This window comes from Rhizobium sp. WSM1328, from assembly GCF_057653715.1.
The window spans coordinates 3,236,189-3,254,297 of the sequence record NZ_CM172788.1 but is presented as its reverse complement, the minus strand read 5'-3'; the positions used below and the strand labels follow the sequence as shown (position 1 = coordinate 3,254,297).

Genomic DNA, 18,109 nt, shown 5'->3' with positions numbered 1-18,109 from the left:
GAGATTCCATGTATATCGCAATCAACCGCTTCAAGGTTGCAACCCGGAGCGAAGGCGATTTCGAGACGGTCTGGCGCAACCGCGATTCCAGCCTGCCCGAGGTGCCCGGTTTCGTCGAATTCCGCCTGTTGCGCGGCAAGGTCAACGACGAGGAAGGCTATACGCTCTATTCCTCGCACACGGTCTGGAAGAGCGAAGCTGATTTTCAGAACTGGACGAAGTCCGAGAGCTTTCGCGCGGCGCACCGCAATGCCGGCGATCACAAGGCGATCTACAAGGGGCCGCCGGTCTTCGAGGGCTTCAATGTGGTCGATGGGATTTGAGTTCTGTTGATGCGTTTTTCGCCCTCCTGTTTGGTGTGAAGGACAGGTGAGGCTTGCTCCCTCTTCTCCCCAGCGGGGAGAAGGTGGCCCGAAGGGCCGGATGAGGGGGCCACACGGCACAACATTCATGTTGCCCTTCACTCGCGGTCCGTGCATTCGCGGCTTTGCCGCTCACTCCCTCATCGCCTGCCGGCACCGACCGGGGTCGAGCCACGGGTCTCGACCCGTCCTTCGGACCCCCGCTGGGGAGAAGAGATGCGTGGTAACGTCTTCGCCCTCCTTCTCCGTCGAGTGAGAAGATCGGAGCTGTTCGTTGAGCAACGCTCCGAACCGTCGTCTCAAGTCCTGACGCGGAAGACAGCGCCTGCCGCAACGGCCAGCCAGCCAAGCATCATCGCCCAGCCGCCGGTCGGCGCGGCATAGGGGAAGAGGCCGGAGCCGGAAAAGCGCAGGGTGACGAGATCGCCCGCAAAAAGCAGCGTTCCGACAATCATCAGCAAACCGGCCAGCCAGGCGGTTCTGAGCCTGACGTTGCCGAGAGCCAATGCCAGCAGGGCAGGGGCGTGGGCAAGGCACATGGCAGATGCGGATGCCGCAAGATTGGCCTCGCCGCCGCCATGGGCAGCAAGGGCGGCAAGCGCCACGCCGGCTACGCCAAACAGGCCGGCAAAGAGATAGAGCACCGGCTCCAGACGCGCGTTCAAGCTCATGGTTGTTCCTTGTCGTCAGGGGCCTTGTTCTGCATGTGATAGGCGAGCCGTTCGACCGGTGCCCAGATGAGATCGCGCAGCTCCTGGCTCGATATCGTCTCGTCCAGGGCGCGGCGAAAACAGAGCAGCCACTCGTTGCGCTCGACAGGGCCGATCTCGGCGACGAAATGGCGGCTGCGCAGACGCGGATGGCCGCGCTTGTCGGTATAGAGCGGCGGGCTGCCGAGATAACCGGTCATATATTCGTAGAATTTCTCTTCGCTGCCCTCAAGGCTCGGCGGGTGCACGGCCCGCACGTTGCTCGCCTCCGGCAGCCTGTCCATCAGTTCGTAGAAGCGGTGCGTCAGTGCCCGCACGACAGGATCGCCGCCGATCGCCTGATATAAGGTGGTGACCTTCTCCGTCACGAAACCATCCCCATTGCCTCAACCATTCCCCGGCCTCTTCATGCACCGGTCGGAAAATGATCGCAACTGTCATCAAGTTGCCGCGGCATTTCGCGCATAATGCCGGCACGGCAGGGGTTGCGGCCGATTCTCCTTGACAAAACCGTCCGGACGGTATCTTTTATCTGCATGTCGAACGCTCATCATCGCAAGAAACAGCCCGTGCTCGTGCGCCAGCAGTTGCTGGAGGTCGCCGCGCGCCTTGCTGCCAGCGACGGCATGGCCGCCGTCACGCTCGATGCGGTTTCCGCTGCGTCCAGCGTCAGCAAGGGCGGGCTGCTGCATCACTTCCCGACGAAGAATGCGCTGCTCGATGCGCTGTTCGAGAGCCTGCTCGAAAAGTTCGACGCCGATATAGAGGAACTGATGCGCGGCGATCCGCTGCCGCAGGGGCGCTTCACCCGCGCTTATCTGAGGGCGGTATCCGGTCTCAAGGAGCGTCCCGACGATTCCAGGAGTTGGACGCAGGTGACGATCGCGCTTCTTGCCGAACCCCGGCTGCGTCTTCGTTGGCGCCAATGGGTGCAGGCGCGGGCGGAGGAATATATCGGCACAGACTCCTCCCTCGACGCGCAAGTCGTGCGTTTCGCCGCCGACGGTCTTTGGTTCGCAGATACGTTGGAAAGCCATGATATCAACGGCGTTGTGAGGCGGGATCTTATCGATCGCCTTGTCGAACTGACCGGCAAGTAATTCGAAAAGGAATTCGCCATGAGCCAGGCCGCCGTCTACGGGCTGCTGTTTGCAGCCATCGTGCTCGAGGTCATCGGCACGACCGCACTGCAGCTGTCGCAGCAGTTTACCCGCATCGGGCCGACGGCACTCGTCGTCGCCTGTTATGCGGCCGCCTTCTATTGCCTGTCGCTGACTCTGAAAAGCATCCCGGTCGGTATCGCCTATGCGATTTGGAGCGCTTTGGGAATCGTGCTGATTTCCTCGGTCGGCCTGGTGTTCTTCAAGCAGCGCCTCGACCTGCCGGCGATCGTCGGCCTTGGGCTGATCATATCGGGCGTTATGGTCGTCAATCTGTTCTCGAAGTCCGTTTCGCATTGATATTGCTGTGATATTGGCAGGCGGCTTCTCCGCCTTCGGCCGATAAATTTTCCCCTTTGTCAAAATACTGACAAAGGTCTATGTGTTCCTTGGACGTGGAGGAGACGAGGCGCAGCCAGCGCCGTTTTCCAAAGCGCTTTGAATCCTGCCTTCCCGCCTATCGATATTTCCAGGTTCTACAGGAGCACATCATGGCCATTCGCACCGTCGTCTGGGGAGAGAATATTCACGAGACTACCAATGAGATCGTCCGGGGGATCTATCCCGAGGGCATGCACACGACGATCGCCAATGCGCTGAACACCGATCCAAGTATCTCGGCGACGACAGCGACGCTGCAGGAGCCGGAGCACGGCCTCAGCGAAGCACGTCTTACTGAGACCGACGTCTTGACCTGGTGGGGCCACAAGGATCACGGCGCGGTCTCCGATGTGGTTGTCGAGCGTGTCGCCAAGCGCGTCTGGGAAGGCATGGGCCTGCTTGTGCTGCATTCCGGCCATTTCTCCAAGATCTTCAAGCGGCTGATGGGCACGCCCTGCGCGCTGAAGTGGCGCGAGGCGGGTGAGCGCGAGCGACTGTGGACGATCAACCAGCGCCATCCGATCGCCGCCGGTATCGGCGAGCATTTCGAGCTTGAGAACGAGGAAATGTATGGCGAGCAGTTCTCTGTGCCGGAACCGCTCGAAACGGTGTTCATCTCCTGGTTCCAGGGCGGCGAAGTGTTCCGCTCAGGCCTGACCTGGCGCCGCGGCGCCGGCAACATCTTCTATTTCCGCCCCGGCCACGAGACCTATCCGACCTATCATGACGTCAATGTCCAGAAGGTGCTGATCAACGGCGTGAAGTGGGCCTATAATCCCGAGGGTGCATTGAAGAGCATTACCGATGCTCCAAATGTGCCGGTAGAAAAAGCACTGGAGCCGATCGTCGAACGCGGCCCAAGACTGCACCAGGCCGGCGAAGCCGGTTACCGCTGAGGAGCATCCATGCGACTACTCGTTCTTGGCACGGGGGTGATGGCGAAAAACCAGCTCGCCCGCTTCCCCCTCATCGACGGCGTGACGGTGGTCGGCGCCGTCGACACCGATCCCGAGCGGCTTTCGGCCTTTGCCGACAAGTTCAACATCGAAAAGCGATTTCTTTCGCTGGAGGAGGCGATCGCCTGGGGTGAATTCGATGCGGCGACAAATGTCACGCCCGACCGCATCCATCACCCGACGACGATGGCGCTGATTGCTGCGGGCAAGCATGTGTTCTGCGAAAAGCCGCTGGCGGAGAACTATGCGAAGGCGCTGGAGATGACGGAGGCGGCCGAAAAGGCCGGCGTCATCAACATGGTCAACCTCACCTATCGCAACGTCGCGCCGCTGCAGCGCGCCCGCGAGATGGTGCTCGCCGGCGAGCTCGGCACGATCAGACACGTGGAAGCCTCCTATCTCCAGAGCTGGCTGGTGTCGCGCGCCTGGGGTGACTGGCGCACGGAATCGACCTGGCTGTGGCGGCTTTCCACCGGCCACGGTTCGAACGGCGTGCTTGGCGACGTCGGCATCCATATTCTCGATTTCGCCGCCTATGGCGCGGCGACCGACATCGATCACGTCTTTGCCCGGTTGAAGACGTTCAACAAGGCGCCGGGCGGCCAGATCGGCGAATATCTGCTCGATGCCAATGACAGCTTCACCATGTCCGTCGATTTTGCCAACGGTGCGCTCGGCGTCATCCATGCCAGCCGCTGGGCGACAGGGCATCTGAACGAGTTGAAGCTGCGCATTTATGGCGAGAGGGGCAGCCTTGAGGTCATCCATCGTCCCAGCGGTTCCGAGCTGCATGGCTGCCTCGGCGAGGATGTCGAAACCGCCACCTGGACGAAGATCGAGGTTGAACCGGTGGCGACCAACTACCAGCGTTTTGCCGAGGCCGTGGCAAGCGGCATCCAGCCGGACCCGAACTTCCGCCACGCCGCCAACCTGCAGAAGGTGCTCGACCTCGCGATGGTGACCGAACGCGAGCGCCGCGAGCTGAAGGTCTGATCCTGCGTCACTGACAAGCCGCCGTTCCGACGGCGGCTTTTGCAACGCATCAGCGCGTCATCGGCTTTCAGTTTGCGAGAGTTTCACGCTATGCTTCTGCATGGGCAGCTCGAGGCTCTCCTTCGGTCCGTTCGTTTACGATCCCGTGACAGGAAGCCTGTGGCGGGAAGGGAAGTCCGTTGCGACGGGACCACGGCCGGCGGCTCTGCTCGGCATGCTGCTGGAGGCTGAGGGCCGCGTCGTCACCAAGGCGGACCTGATGGATCGGGCCTGGCAGGGGCTTGCCGTGGAGGAAGGCAACCTCACGGTTCAGATTGCAACGCTCAGGAAGATTCTCGGTGCAAGGCCCGATGGCACGGAGTGGATCGTCACGGTTCCCAGGGTTGGTTATCGCCTGCCGCGCCAGGAGGATGGCGGGATGGCGCCTGCGGCGTCGCGCCCGCCTTCCGTCGCGGTTCTTCCCTTCGTCAATCTCGGCGGTGACGCCGACCAGGATTATTTGCCGATGGCGTGGTGACGGAGATCATCACCGCCCTTGCGCGTTTCCGCTCCTTTTCCGTTGTCTCGCGCCATTCCGCCTTCGTCTACAAGGGACGCAGCATCGATGTGCGACAAGTGGCTGGGGAACTCGGAGTGCGCTACGTGCTCGAAGGCAGCATCCGGCGGGAGGGCGGGCAGGTGCGTATCAATGTGCAACTAGTCGACGGTGTGACGGCGACCAATCTCTGGGCCGATCATTTTGAAGACGGCATAAGCCACATCTTCGCCTTCCAGGACCGTATCACTGAACGCGTCGCCTCGATCGTCGAGCCGGCGATCGAGATCGCCGAGATCCAGAGGTCACGACGCGACAGGCCGAACAGTCCTGCTGTCTACGATCTCTATCTGCGTGCCCTTGCCGCGATCATCGACGAGTCGATCGAAAACAATGCCGTCGCCTATGCCTTGCTGCAGGAGGCTCTCGCCATGGAGCCGGAAAATGCGATGCTGCTTTCGCATGCCGCCTGGGCGCTCGAACATCGCATGACCATGGGTTGGCCGCGGCTCGGGAAGGACGACAAGGCGGAATGCATCAGTCTTGCCCGTCGCGGGCTTCAGCATTCGGCAGGTGATCCCCGCGTAATGGCCCATTGCGGCATGGCATTGCTGCAGACTGGCAAGGATTATGAAGGCGGCATGGCTGTGCTGGAGGCCGCCGCTGCCGCCAATCCCAACGATCTTCTGGTCGCGGCCTGCTCCGGCATTGCGGCCTTGCACTGCGGCGATATCGAACATGCGCTCGAGCGCCTGCATCGCGCCGTGAAATTGGGACCCCGCGATCCGGATGCACGTTTCTCGCTGACCGGCATCGCCATGGCCGAAATCTTCCGCGGCAATTACGAGGCTGCAATTTCACACGCGTCACGTTCGCTGGCACTGAACGCCCATTTCGACCCGACCTACTGGATGCTGATCGCCGCACACGCGCATCTCGGCAATATGGAGTAGGCGCGCCAGTTCCTGCATGCGCTCGAGGCGATTGCACCTGATGTGACACTGGAAGGCATTCTGGCGGGTCAGCCGGCAAAGGATCCACAGCGTTTTGCGCCGGTTCTGGAAGGGCTGGCGCGCGCCGGGATGCGTCCGCGGCCATAGGCTTTTTGCAAGTTTTTGCAGCTTTTAACCGGAGCTTTAAGGACCCAGCCTCGTCGCTTCGGCCACGCTGATACCATCAATCAGGATGGAGGATCGGCTCATGCTTTCCAGCATGCATATTCTATCGCTCAAACAGGGCAAGCTTTACGGCGACCGAATTCCGATAGAGGCGCTGCCGCAGGGGGTCAAGCTGCCACAGCCCCTTGTCGTTCTGTTCTCGCTGATCGGCAGGTGGCGCGAGCGCACGAAAAAAGGCCCCGCCGAAGCGGGGCCGGAAGTTGCCGAGCCGCAACAGGCGGCTTCGGTTGCCTGATTATTCTATGACCTGCACCACACGGTGGGTGCGGGGTTCGACAATCACGCGTTGATTGTTGATGACCGTATAGGCATATTTCGGATTGTCAGGCACCGGTGTTACGACGACGTCTGCCGGAAGCGGCTTGCCGACGACGATCGGTTCCTCGACCACCACGGAGGCGGTCGGGGCCGGCTGCTGCTGGACATAGGTGACGACCTCGCGCGGCGGCGGATCCACAACGGCACCGGCGACACCGCCGGCCACGCCGCCAATGGCAGCACCCACGGGGCCGCCGACGATTGCGCCGGTGATGGCGCCACCGGCTGCACCGGTCACGGCTCCATCAGCGAGCGCATTGGTTGCAAGTGACGACAGCGCAAGGGCGCTGGAGACAAGTAGGACCTTGTACATTTTGCTTCTCCTCTGCTGGGGTTGCGTTTGGGTAACGACCACGCCAATCCGAGGTTCCAGCAGGAGAGAGTCACGCTTTGGAAGGCCGGTTCACATTATGTGAGGCGGCTGAAGCCTGAGTCGGGAGGCATTATTCCAGCCGCCGGCGGAAGAGCCAGGCGGCGGCGCTGAGCGTAACAGTGGCGATCAGCGCCAGCGGGATCGTCTGGTTCACCACCTCGCTCAGCGGAATATCCTTCAGGAAGACGCCTTTGACGATCACCAGGAAATAGCGCAGCGGATTGATCAGGGTCACCGGCTGCAACCATCCCGGCATGTTCTCGATCGGCGTCGCAAAGCCTGAGAGCAGCATGGCCGGAACCATGAAAAGGAAGGCGCCGAGGATCGCCTGCTGTTGCGTCATCGACAGCGCCGAGATGAAGAGGCCAAGGCCGGCGACCGAGCCGAGATAGAAGATCGCGCTGCCGTAAAGCAGGAAGAGCGAGCCGCGCAGCGGCACCTCGAAGAGGAAGACGGCGGCCAGGATATAGACGGTGATGTGGAAGAGGCCGATCATCATCGGTGGGATCAGTTTGCCGATCAGGATCTCGTGGATGCGCAGCGGCGAGACCATCAACTGGTCGAAGGTGCCGAGTTCGCGCTCGCGGGCGATCGACAGCGCCGTGACGATGAGACCGATCAGCAGCGCGATGCTGGCGATCAGGTTCGGCACCATGAACCATTGATAGGTCAGGTTCGGGTTGAACCAGTTGCGCGGCACTGTCGAGACGATGTCGGCGCCGGCACGTTTGCCGGCCGGCGTCTCGGCGGCAAGCGCCGCCCCGATCTGCGAGAGATAGCCCGCGACGATCTGCGAGGCGTTGGAGCGGCGGCCGTCGAGCACCACCTGCAGGTCGGCCGGCGCTCCCGCCTCAATATTGCGGGAAAAGTCCGGGCCGATCTCAACGGCCGCAATGGCCGTCTGGTTGTCGATCGCCACCCGGACCTCCGCCTGGCTTCCTGCAATCTCGATTTTCCGGAAGGTTGGCGAGCCATCGATGCGCTCGATCAGTTCCTGGCCCCAGTGACCGTTGTCGCGGTTGAGGATCATCACGTCGACATTGCGGACTTCGAGCGTCGCCGCATAGGAGAAGACGAGAAGCTGGACGATCGGCGGGCCGATCAGGATGGCGCGGCCCTTGGGATCACGCAGGACGGCGAGCAGTTCCTTGACGATCAGGGCGTAGAGCCTTGTCCACATCTCAACCGATCCTCTTTCTGGTGCTGCGGGCTGCAAGCACGAACATGATGGCGCCGATCGTCAGCATCACGCCGATCGCCTGCAGAAACATCGGCCAGATATCGCCGGCCAGGAACACCGTCTGCAGGCTGGGGATCAGGTAGCGCGCCGGCACGATGAAGGTGATCCACTGGATCACGGTCGGCATGGAATTGATCTCGAAGAGGAAGCCAGACAGCAGGAAAGCAGGCAGGAAGGCCGAGATCAGCGCCAACTGCGAGGCGAGGAACTGGTTCTTCGTTGCCGTCGAGATCAACAGGCCCTGGCCGAGCGCCGGAATCAGGAAGGCGGCCGACAGTGCATAGAGGGCTGCGACGGAGCCGCGGAACGGCACGCCGAAGAGGAAGACCGCAAGCAGCACGCAGAGCGTCATCGAGGTGAGGCCGAGCAGGAAATAGGGCAGGATCTTGCCGGCGAGCAGTTCGACCGCCGTCACCGGTGTCGCCATCATCGCTTCCATCGTACCCCGCTCCCATTCGCGGGCGACGACGAGCGAGGTCAAAAGCGTGCCGACCAGCGTCATGACGATGGCGATCGAGCCGGGCACGAGGAAATTGCGGCTGGTCAGTTCAGGATTGAACCAGAAGCGCTGTTCGACCGAAATGGCGGGACTGTGGGAGGCGACGTCCGCCTGCCTCTGCCGCTCCCAGTTGGCAACGGTGCCTTGGGCATAGTTCTGCACGAAATTCGCCGTGTTCGGTTCGGAGCCATCGACGATCACCTGGATATCGGGGCGGTTGCCGGCGGTGTAGCGCGTGGTGAAGTCGGCGGGGATGACGACGATGCCGCGCAGCTTGCCGAGCACGAGGTCTTCCTCGAACAGACGCCGGTCGCGGCCGATGGCCACATCGAAATAGCGCGAGGCCTGGAAACTGGCCGAGAGATCCTGCGTCAGCGGCGTCATCTCCTCGGTCACGAGGCCGATGCGGGTGCGGGTGGTATCGAGCGAGACGCCGTAGCCGAAGAGAAAGAGCAGGATCAGCGGCAGCACGAAGGCGATGAGGATGCTGCTCGGATCGCGGATCGCCTGGAAGCTTTCCTTGCGCACGAGGGCCAAGAGACGTCGCATCCGGCCGGAAGAGGTGCTCATGCTGCATCCTCCTTCTCGGATTGCTGCACCAGGGCGATGAAGGCATCCTCCATTGTCGGGTCAGGCAGCTCCTTGGTCGCGACGCGGGCCTTCAATTCATCGGGCGAACCAAGCGCGATCGAGCGGCCGCGATAGATCAGCGAGATGCGGTCGCAATATTCCGCCTCGTCCATGAAATGGGTGGTGACGAGCACGGTAACGCCCTTTTCGACCAGCGCGTTGATATGCGTCCAGAATTCGCGCCGGGTGATCGGATCGACGCCGGAGGTCGGTTCGTCGAGGAAGAGGGCGCGTGGCTCGTGCATGACGGCGCAGGCAAGCGCCAGGCGCTGCTTCAGGCCAAGCGGCAGGTCCTTGGCCGGCTGGCTGATATGGCGGCCGAAATCGAAGATGCCGGCCATCAGGTCAATGCGCTCGCGCCGGTGTCTTCCGCGAAGGCCATAGACGCCGGAGAAGAATTCGAGGTTCTGCATGACGGTCAGATCGCCATAGAGCGAGAATTTCTGCGCCATATAGCCAAGCTGGTTGCGGGCTTCGGCGGCATCGCGACGAAGGTCGAAACCGGCGACGCGGCCTTCGCCACCGGTCGGCTTCAGCAGGCCGCAGAGCATCTTGAAGGTGGTGGATTTGCCGGCGCCGTTCGGGCCGAGCAGGCCGAAGATTTCGCCGCGACGGATATCGAAGCTGATATTGTCGGCAGCGGTGAAATCGCCGAAGCGCTTGGTCAGCCCCTTGGCCTCGATCACCGGCCGGTCGTCATCGCCTTTCGTCGGCCCTTGGGCCTCGGCCAGTCTCGATCGGCCGCCAGGACCACCACCCAGCATGTCGATAAAGGCATCCTCAAAGCGCGGCGGGGCAGGGGTGAGCGTCGCGCCATCGCCGGCCGCGCCGATATCCGGTTTCTTGTCCCTGGCGGCGACGAGGCGGATCGCTTCGCCCTGGATCACGCCGTCGATGACGCCATCGGCCTGCAGAAGCCCGGCGAGCACCTGCCGGCGGCGCCCTGTCATGCCCGAGACGCGGAAAACCCGGTCGCTAACACGGCCGGTCATGTCATCAGGTTTTCCCGAAAACAGCAGCTTTCCCTGGTTCAAGAGCAGCACATGGTCGCAGGCTTCAGCCTCGTCGAGATAGGCGGTCGACCAAAGCACGCCGATGCCTTCCTTCGTCAGGTTCTCGACCATCTTCCGGAGGTCGCGGCGCGAGATCGGATCGACGCCGACGCCCGGCTCGTCGAGCAGCAGCAGGCGCGGCTTCTTCAGAAGCGCGCAGGCAAGACCAAGCTTTTGCTTCATGCCGCCGGAGAGCTTTCCGGCGAGCCTGCCGGTGAAACGCTTGAGGTCGGTAAAAGTGAGCAGTTCGTCGAAGGCGCTTGCGCGTTCGCTTTTCGGCAGGCCCCGCAGATCGGCATAGAGATCGAGGTTTTCCTGCACCGAAAGGTCCTCATAGAGACCGAAGCGCTGCGGCATGTAGCCGATCGCCGCCTGGATGCCGGCGGGGTTCTTGCGCGTGTCGAAGCCGAGAACCTCCATCGTTCCCGTGTCGGGCAGCATCAGGCCGGTCATCAGGCGGATCAGCGTCGTCTTGCCGGCGCCGTCAGGGCCGACGAGACCGGTGATTGCGCCGCTGCCAATCGTGCCGGAGACGGCGTCAAGGGCGGCTGGCGCATCGCCGAAGCGCTTGGTGACACCGTCGATCCGGACGAGCGGCTTGTCGCCCCGGCCGGTCTCGGCGGCGGTCATTGTCCGCCCGCCGTCGGCGTGGGAAAACGCACGGTAACCGGCATGCCCTGGCGCAGATCCGGGCCGGGCTTGTCGATGACGATCCTGAGGCGATAGACGAGGTCTGTCCTCAGTTCCGGCGTTTCCACCGATTTCGGAGTGAATTCGGCAACCGGCGAGATGAAGCCGATCGTGCCTTCATAGGGTTTGTCGGGCGCCGTATCGGAGGTGACCGCAACCTTCATGCCGGGATGGATGAGGCCGAGATCGGGTTCGGCAACATAAGTGCGCACCCAGACGGGTTCCGTCAGCGACAACACGAAGACGGTGTCGGCGGGGGAAACGATAGCGCCGTTCTCCCGCACACGGGAGAGCATGACGCCGTCGTTTGGCGCGCGCAGTTCGGTATCATCAAGCGAGGTGCGGGCCGAAGCGAGCGTTGCCTCCGCCGCCTTCAGCTGGGCGTCGGCAGCGGCGATATCCTCGACGCGGGAACCTTCCAGCAGTAGTTTCAACGCCTCGTTGGCGGAGTCGGAGCGTGCGGCGGCCATCGCCCTTGCAGCGGTCGCCTGATCAAGGCTCGCCTCGGAAATCGTGCCCTGCGGGCGCAACTGGCGGGCGCGGTCATAGGCGAGGTTGGCATTGCGGAGATCGGCAATACTTTCGTCATAGGCGGCGCGCGCCTGGGCGATCTCGGTCGGCCGCGGACCGGCCTTCAGCTTGTCGAGCGTTGCCTGAAGGGCTGCGACATTGGCTTCGCCCGAGCGGACCGCGAATTCATAGGGTGCGGCATCGAGCTTTGCCAGAACCGTTCCAGTTTTGACGAGGTCGCCTTCGTCGGCATGGAGTTCGGCGAGGCGGCCGCTGACGCGGAAGCCGAGCGAGACCTGGCGGATATCGACATTGCCGTAAAGGACGAATTCGCGGCTGGCCTCAGGCAACCAGCCGAGCTTTTGGGGCAGCGCGTACCACCAGGCGGCGGCACCCGCAGCAACGAGAAGAAGGATGACGAGGGGAAGGACGCGTTTCATGCTGCACTTCCTTTCGGCGGGCCGATGGCATCGACCAGCTCTGCGGCAAGGCCCCGCACGGTTTCCACCTGTTCCGGGCCGACGCCGTCCCATTCCATCTGGGCGAGCACGGCTGCATGGGCGACACGAAAGACGAGGATGCTGCCGAGAAGGGTAAAGGTGCGCAGGCGCACATGTTCCGAGGCGGGATCCTCATGAAGGATGGCGCCGATCAGCCGCCGGCCCATCTCGATCATCGGCCGCATGAGGCCCTGATAGACCCGTGTGAAGGCTTCGGTCGGTTCCATCTGCTCGCGGATCAGGAAGCGCGCCCAGGATTCGGATTCCTTGCCGACGAACAGCGTCACCATGGTCTGCAAAATCTCGGTCAGGAAATGGCGAGCCTCCGCTTCACCGAGCGATTTTCCCGCCGCGTCGAGCGCCAGCAAATGCGCGCCCACGCGCGCCCTCATGTCACCGACATGCGTATTGATCCTCATCATCAGATATTCGGCGGTGGCGATGTAGAGACCTTCCTTGCTGCCGAAATAATAGGGGATTGCCTGCAGGTTGACGCCGGCCGCTTCTGTGAGCTGGCGTGTCGAGGCGCCGTCGAAACCATAGCGGCCGAAGACGTCGAGGGCGGCGGACAGCATCTTCTGGCGCGCGATATCGGCACGGGCGGAGGCCGGTGACTGACTGTCGTGTTCTTTGATCATGACAGCTTTATAACATTGACGACAAAATAAGTCAATCGATTGATATATTCTGAGAGCAGATGTTGTCGACCGATGCCTTTGCTGATGCGAAGGTGACATCGCTCATGGCTGGATGCTTTGCCTGATTGGGGATCGAGATGTGCCGTTCAGCGGTTCAGCGTCAATTCGGACCAGGCGGTCTCAGCTGTTCTGCAATGTCCGGAAAGAAGGCAAAGAGGCCCGTGGGAACGGGCCTCTCAGGGTTCTAGGGGTAGGGAAGATGAACCAAGCCTCGGGGTCGGCTGCTAAACAGGTAGCGATACAGTATCGCTAATTTTCACGACACTAATGTGTCTGGCGCCAACCGACTGCGAAACAAAAAGCCCGCCACTTTTTCGTGATTCCTGTGACCATGTTTTGACACAAAACTGCCTTGCTCGTTCCGTATCGCCGGTTCGATGCGTATTCAGATTTATATCATCGCGCTACTGCTCAGCGCCATCATGTGGTCGATCTCGTTCGATGCGGCCCGCGAATCCTATCATGCCGCGCAAAGCGCGGGAGTGATGCCGAACCTTCATATAAACAAGAAGCTGGATCGCATTTTGTAGACTGCGATACAGCGTCCAGGTCATTGCCGATGTTGCATTCCCGGCTCGCGGCCGGGATCTATTTCCTTATGCGTTCCGAGCCCTTCCGGACAGAAAATCAAATTTCGTAAAATTTGACCGATCCGCTTAAAAGCCCTGAAAATACTGATGTGTAGAGTGGTCTCATGAAAGCGACCGAAGCGTGGACAGACGCGTCGATCGTTTGGAGCCGGGCAAACCGAACGCCCGCCGATCCGCAAACGGGGACTTCGACATGCACAGAACTTTTGCCGCCATCGCCTTGAGCCTGACCATCACTGCCGCTGCCGAGCCGGCATTCGCCATCGGCCCAGCCAGCCTTGCCCGCGACCTGATGTACACCTCCGCCATCGGCCATTCGCCCGAGGTTCCGTTGACGACCCGCGCCGGTTTCGTACGCCCCGGCGTTCCGTTCGTCCTGCGCAGCCCGGCCGAGATCGAAGGCGAGGGTTACCGGCTCAAGACCTATTCGCAGAGCCTGACCGTTGTTGTCGACTACGTGTTTTCGACGGCGGTCGAGGCGGTACAAGCGGTTGCGTTTCTGCGCTGACACCTGACTAGATTCTAGGTCGATCCGGCCTAGAATCATCCTGATCTAGGCGTCGAGTTCGCTGCGTACGTCGAGATACCAGTCGACGAAGGCCTTGACGCCGACATCCAAGGTCGTATCCGGCTTGTATCCGGTCAGCGCGACCAGCAGATCCGGGGCTGCGAAGGTGCGCGGCACGTCACCCTTCTGCATTGCCAGCATCTTGCGAATGGCAGGACGGCCGAGCGCCTTTTCCACCGTTTCGACGAAATCCATCAGGCTGACCGGCTGGCCTCCGCCAATATTGACGACACGGAAGGGCGCCTGGCGCGAGAGCGTTTCGACAGCCGTGTTTTCGAGGCGATTTTCCTCGGACGGGACGACCGCCGATAGCCTGACGATCGCCTCGATGAGATCGTCTATATAGGTGAAGTCACGGCTCATGTTGCCTTCGCCGTAGATCTCGATCGGCTGGCCTTCAAGCATGTTCTTGGTGAATTTGAACAGCGCCATGTCGGGCCGGCCCCATGGGCCATAAACGGTGAAAAAGCGAAAAGCCGTGGTCGGAATCTTGTGAAGATGGGCATAACTGTGCGCCATCAGTTCCATCGATTTCTTCGTCGCCGCATAGATGGTCAGCGGCTCGTCGGCGCGATCGGTCTCGTGAAAGGGGACGGTCGCATTGGCGCCATAGATCGATGATGTGGAGGCCAGCATCAGATGGCGGATTTCGACGCGCCGCGCAATTTCCATGATGTTCCACGAGCCTTCGACATTCGAGCGAAGATAGGCCTCTGGATTTTCCAGGCTGTAGCGCACGCCGGCCTGCGCGGCGAGATGAATCAGGATATCGGGCTTGGCCGCCAGAACCGCCGCTTCCAGCGCTGGCCGGTCCTCAAGCATTGATATGACGGGTCTGAAGGCCGGAAACTGGGAGAGTGCGGCATGGCGCATCTCCTTGAGCTTGACGTTGTAATAGGGAGTGAGTCCATCAAAGCCTGTGACGTCATGCCCTTCCTGCAGCAGGCGCCTGGCCAGATGAAAACCGATAAAGCCGGCAGTCCCTGTAATGAAGTAGCGCATTCCCACCTTTTCTCGGCTCCCTGCCGACGGCAAAGAGCCGATTCCGTATCAAGTGACCCCACTTACAAGATAAAAAGAGGCCGAGTCGATAGGCCTTTGAAAGAGAAGGCCACAGCACTGTCCCTACTGCCGGCCGCCTGTCCGCCGCTGCCTTGCCGGATGAGGACGAGACTATCGATATCGTCTGCCGGTCAGCCGCAACTCTCTGCCGTTATGCTGCGTTGCAACATGATTGCTGGCATGTTATGGCCGGCCGGTCGTCTGCAAGCAGGTCAGGATCGATGAGAGATATAGTTTATTGGATTCTCTGCGCCTTTCTGACCGTTGCCATCGCCATCGTGTCGTTACGCTATGTCACGAACTTCTGGCTTCTGTCCTTCGTCTACAGCTTTCAGGTTCACCTCGGCGTCGTGTTCGTCGCCGCCAGCCTCGTCATTCTGGCCATCAAGAGACAGATTTACGGCTTCATCCTTCTGCTTGCCTCGCTTCTTCTCGTCGCTCACGGCGTCATCATGCTGCGCGAGTTCTCGGAGGGCGACAGAGGCACCGACAGGCTGCCGCTTTTTCGTCTGATGTCGTTCAACATCGCGATCGACAACTGGAAAAACTCGACTGAAATCACCCATATGGTGATCGCGTCGAATGCCGACGTCGTCAATCTGCTCGAAGCCAAGCCGCTGACGTTCCACCTGCAGCAATTGTTCAAGGCCTATCCCTACCATATCGGTTGCGATGCCGGGAAGGATACATGCGATACGCTGGTGCTCTCCAAACGCCCATTCGTCAGCCGTCAGGTCGCAAGTATGGGTAGTCTTCGAAAAAACAGGCTTGTTATAGCAAGCGTCGACTTCGGCGGCGAAACTATCAATCTGGTTTCGGCGCACCTGACCAAACCATATTTCGACGATTTCCAGATGGCTGAATTGGAAGATCTCGGCAAAGCGCTTGGCTCGATCGACGGCCCTCTGGTGCTGTCAGGTGATTTCAACTCTTCGGCGATCGCCCCGAGCATCCAGGTTTTCCTGCGCGAGCAAAAGCTGAAAACGATCACGCCAGAACCAGCAACATGGCCGATCGGCGCCGGCGCGCTCGGGATCGCCATCGACCACATATTTGCGCGCGCGCCGCTTCAGCTGACATCGCTGAAACGTCTCGATGATAATCTCGGCTCGAACCATTCGGGCCTGGTCGCCGACTTCGTTCTCGACAAGGACGGCGAAACTTCACCGGCAAAATGATGTTGCCTGGGCACGGAAATCTTGCCGGGGCCACAAATCAGAATCTGGTTCGGCCGCCTTTTTTGTCGATCATCTGAAACCTCTTGCCGTCGGTCTTCACGTTGACGCAATCGGTCTTCTTGCTGGGGAACAGGACGCACACCTGGCCATTGGTTATCTTGTAGCCATTCTTATTGCCGTCGCGATATTCGTAGCCGTTCTTGGCTTCTTTCAGTTCGGACGTACCGGGCAGGTGCTGGCGAATTTCCGACTCGTTTGCGGTTCGCATGCTTGCCGTTTCGGCAAACGCCATTCCCGGCACCATGATTGCAAGGAATCCGGCGAGGACGGGCAAGGTACGCATCAGGGGGATATCTCCGGTCATGTCTGTCGGTACATCCATTCTACGAGAACCCCAAGAGGAAATTCAACAGTGAGGAAGGTCGCGCCGGAAAAGGCCCGACCATCGCTCCGGCTGCGATTTACGTTCTTCCAAACTCATCGACGATACGGATGATGTCGTCCTCGCCGAGATAGGAGCCCGTCTGAACCTCGATGAGCTCGAGAAGAATCTTGCCGGGGTTGGCGAGGCGGTGGACTTCGCCGAGCGGGATGTAGACGCTTTCGTTCTCGCGCAGCATCCGCACGTTCTCGCCGACCGTCACCTCAGCCGTTCCCTTGACGACGATCCAGTGTTCGGAACGATGGTGGTGTTTTTGCAGCGAGAGCTTCTTGCCCGGCGTGACGAAGATACGCTTCACCTGGAAGCGGTCGCCGTTGAAGATCGAGGTATAGCCGCCCCAGGGTCGATAGGATGTCGGATGGGTTTCGGTGAATTTCGCGGTAATGGAAGAAGACGCCAGCATCTTGACCAATTGTCCGACATTCTGGCTGTCTTTGAGCGGTCCGACATAGACGGCGTCCTCGCTGGCGATAACGGCGACATCCTCCATGCCCTGGACGGCAAGATGCACACCACGGGTCATGACGAGCGAATTGCGGGTATTGACGACGGTGGTGTTTGCGGCGGCGACATTGCCGTTGTCGTCGCGGGCGCCTGATTTCCAGACAGAATCCCAGCTGCCCATGTCCGACCATTTGAACGGCGAGGGGACGACGGCTGCCTTGGAGGTCTTTTCCATGATCGCATAATCGATGGAGATATCGGGGCTCTTGGCGAAATGGTCGGCGTCGAGACGGGTGAAATCAAGGTCGCGGCTCGCCTTCGAAACGGCCTTGCTGGCCGCCTTCAGCACATCGGGTGCATATTCCTGCAGTTCGGCGATAAGTTCCGTCACCGGGAACATGAAGATGCCCGAGTTCCAGTAGAAGCCGCCGTCGGCGAGCATCTGCTCGGCCTTCTCAAGTGCCGGCTTTTCGACAAAGCGCTTGACCTTGTGCGCACCGTTTTTGAGGGCATCGCCGATCTCGATATAGCCGTAGCCTGTCGCCGGCTCAGTCGGGTTGATGCCGAAAGTGACGAGGCTGCCGTCGGCAGCGGCATCGCGGGCGATGCGGATGCAATCGAAATAGCTCTTGTCGGCGAGAATTTCGTGATCAGAGGCGAGCATCTGGATGATGGTGCCCTTGCCGAACAGCTCGCCAGCGAGCGTTGCAGCGGCGGCCACTGCTGCGGCTGTGTTGCGGGCGACCGGTTCGAGCAGTACGGCAGCGAGCGGGATGGCAAGCTCGCGTGCCTGCTCGGCGACCAGGAAGCGGAATTCCTCATTGGTGACGACGATCGGGGCTTCATAGAGCTCGGGATCGGAAACGCGTTCAAGAGTTTCCTGAAACAACGTCTTGTCGCCGACGAACTGGATGAATTGTTTCGGTGCGGTGGCACGGGAAAGCGGCCAGAGCCGCGTGCCTTTGCCGCCGGCCATGATCACGGGAACGATTTTCTGCGTCATAGGCGGGTTCCTTGAAGTAAACGGCTTGTTGGTCGCA

19 protein-coding genes and 1 pseudogene are annotated in these 18,109 nt (G+C 60.9%); 9 read left to right on the top strand and 11 right to left on the bottom strand.

What is annotated here, in order from left to right:
* Positions 1–8: 8 nt before the first annotated feature.
* On the top strand, positions 9–323 hold the full coding sequence (hmuQ, locus tag AC2444_RS16490) for a heme-degrading protein HmuQ (protein WP_012758645.1): 315 nt from the start codon (positions 9–11) through the stop codon (positions 321–323).
* A gap of 338 nt (positions 324–661) precedes the next feature.
* On the opposite strand, the gene AC2444_RS16485 is transcribed toward hmuQ, so the two are convergent.
* Together AC2444_RS16485 and AC2444_RS16480 are read right to left on the bottom strand one after the other, a co-directional pair.
* Complete coding sequence (locus AC2444_RS16485; RefSeq protein WP_012758644.1) at positions 662–1,033, bottom strand: DUF423 domain-containing protein; 372 nt, start codon at positions 1,031–1,033, stop codon at positions 662–664.
* The gene (locus AC2444_RS16480) at positions 1,030–1,440 is read right to left on the bottom strand and encodes a group II truncated hemoglobin (protein WP_012758643.1); all 411 of its coding nucleotides are present in this window, start codon (positions 1,438–1,440) and stop codon (positions 1,030–1,032) included. The genes AC2444_RS16485 and AC2444_RS16480 overlap by 4 nt, the downstream gene beginning before the upstream one ends.
* A gap of 168 nt (positions 1,441–1,608) precedes the next feature.
* Between AC2444_RS16480 and AC2444_RS16475 the strand changes: the two genes are divergently transcribed.
* The 6 genes and pseudogenes from AC2444_RS16475 to AC2444_RS16450 all read left to right on the top strand — a co-directional run bounded on the left by AC2444_RS16475 (position 1,609) and on the right by AC2444_RS16450 (position 6,510).
* Positions 1,609–2,172 carry a TetR/AcrR family transcriptional regulator gene (locus tag AC2444_RS16475; RefSeq protein ID WP_012758642.1) on the top strand — a complete coding sequence of 188 codons (564 nt, stop codon included), beginning with the start codon at positions 1,609–1,611 and terminating at the stop codon, positions 2,170–2,172.
* Between the two features lie 18 nt (positions 2,173–2,190).
* Positions 2,191–2,532, top strand: a complete 342-nt coding sequence (locus tag AC2444_RS16470) for an SMR family transporter (protein ID WP_003542195.1) — start codon at positions 2,191–2,193, stop codon at positions 2,530–2,532.
* A 191-nt stretch (positions 2,533–2,723) separates the two neighbouring features.
* Positions 2,724–3,509, top strand: a complete 786-nt coding sequence (locus tag AC2444_RS16465; RefSeq protein ID WP_012758641.1) for a ThuA domain-containing protein — start codon at positions 2,724–2,726, stop codon at positions 3,507–3,509.
* A 9-nt stretch (positions 3,510–3,518) separates the two neighbouring features.
* Positions 3,519–4,562 (top strand): Gfo/Idh/MocA family protein, encoded by a 1,044-nt coding sequence (locus AC2444_RS16460; protein ID WP_003542190.1) that lies wholly within the window; start codon positions 3,519–3,521, stop codon positions 4,560–4,562.
* A gap of 100 nt (positions 4,563–4,662) precedes the next feature.
* Positions 4,663–6,197, top strand: a pseudogene (locus AC2444_RS16455) (winged helix-turn-helix domain-containing tetratricopeptide repeat protein).
* A gap of 100 nt (positions 6,198–6,297) precedes the next feature.
* Positions 6,298–6,510: a hypothetical protein gene (locus tag AC2444_RS16450; protein WP_012758640.1), complete on the top strand. Its 213-nt coding sequence runs from the start codon at positions 6,298–6,300 to the stop codon at positions 6,508–6,510.
* Here the strand turns inward: AC2444_RS16450 and AC2444_RS16445 are convergent, their stop codons facing one another.
* From AC2444_RS16445 to AC2444_RS16420, 6 genes are all read right to left on the bottom strand, one after another.
* A complete protein-coding gene (locus AC2444_RS16445; RefSeq protein ID WP_012758639.1) occupies positions 6,511–6,906 on the bottom strand; it encodes a DUF1236 domain-containing protein in 396 nt (131 codons plus the stop codon).
* A 130-nt stretch (positions 6,907–7,036) separates the two neighbouring features.
* Positions 7,037–8,146, bottom strand: coding sequence for an ABC transporter permease (locus tag AC2444_RS16440; protein WP_003542186.1), 1,110 nt, complete (start codon positions 8,144–8,146; stop codon positions 7,037–7,039).
* A 1-nt stretch (position 8,147) separates the two neighbouring features.
* The gene (locus AC2444_RS16435) at positions 8,148–9,275 is read right to left on the bottom strand and encodes an ABC transporter permease (protein WP_012758638.1); all 1,128 of its coding nucleotides are present in this window, start codon (positions 9,273–9,275) and stop codon (positions 8,148–8,150) included.
* Positions 9,272–11,017, bottom strand: coding sequence for an ATP-binding cassette domain-containing protein (locus AC2444_RS16430; protein ID WP_012758637.1), 1,746 nt, complete (start codon positions 11,015–11,017; stop codon positions 9,272–9,274). The genes AC2444_RS16435 and AC2444_RS16430 overlap by 4 nt, the downstream gene beginning before the upstream one ends.
* The gene (hlyD, locus tag AC2444_RS16425; protein WP_012758636.1) at positions 11,014–12,027 is read right to left on the bottom strand and encodes a secretion protein HlyD; all 1,014 of its coding nucleotides are present in this window, start codon (positions 12,025–12,027) and stop codon (positions 11,014–11,016) included. The genes AC2444_RS16430 and hlyD overlap by 4 nt, the downstream gene beginning before the upstream one ends.
* On the bottom strand, positions 12,024–12,725 hold the full coding sequence (locus AC2444_RS16420; RefSeq protein ID WP_012758635.1) for a CerR family C-terminal domain-containing protein: 702 nt from the start codon (positions 12,723–12,725) through the stop codon (positions 12,024–12,026). Before AC2444_RS16420 ends, hlyD begins: the two co-directional genes overlap by 4 nt.
* A gap of 843 nt (positions 12,726–13,568) precedes the next feature.
* Between AC2444_RS16420 and AC2444_RS16415 the strand changes: the two genes are divergently transcribed.
* Positions 13,569–13,883, top strand: coding sequence for a hypothetical protein (locus AC2444_RS16415; RefSeq protein WP_012758634.1), 315 nt, complete (start codon positions 13,569–13,571; stop codon positions 13,881–13,883).
* Positions 13,884–13,928: 45 nt separating this feature from the next.
* On the opposite strand, the gene AC2444_RS16410 is transcribed toward AC2444_RS16415, so the two are convergent.
* Entirely contained in the window at positions 13,929–14,945 is a 1,017-nt protein-coding gene (locus AC2444_RS16410; RefSeq protein WP_012758633.1) for an NAD-dependent epimerase/dehydratase family protein, read from the bottom strand.
* A gap of 281 nt (positions 14,946–15,226) precedes the next feature.
* Here AC2444_RS16410 and AC2444_RS16405 point away from each other — a divergent pair, with 281 nt between their 5' ends.
* Positions 15,227–16,183, top strand: coding sequence for an endonuclease/exonuclease/phosphatase family protein (locus tag AC2444_RS16405; RefSeq protein ID WP_012758632.1), 957 nt, complete (start codon positions 15,227–15,229; stop codon positions 16,181–16,183).
* 37 nt (positions 16,184–16,220) lie between these two features.
* On the opposite strand, the gene AC2444_RS16400 is transcribed toward AC2444_RS16405, so the two are convergent.
* Together AC2444_RS16400 and AC2444_RS16395 are read right to left on the bottom strand one after the other, a co-directional pair.
* Positions 16,221–16,526: a hypothetical protein gene (locus AC2444_RS16400; RefSeq protein WP_026157454.1), complete on the bottom strand. Its 306-nt coding sequence runs from the start codon at positions 16,524–16,526 to the stop codon at positions 16,221–16,223.
* Positions 16,527–16,644: 118 nt separating this feature from the next.
* On the bottom strand, positions 16,645–18,072 hold the full coding sequence (locus AC2444_RS16395) for a mannose-1-phosphate guanylyltransferase/mannose-6-phosphate isomerase (protein WP_012758630.1): 1,428 nt from the start codon (positions 18,070–18,072) through the stop codon (positions 16,645–16,647).
* Between the last annotated feature and the right edge of the window lie 37 nt (positions 18,073–18,109).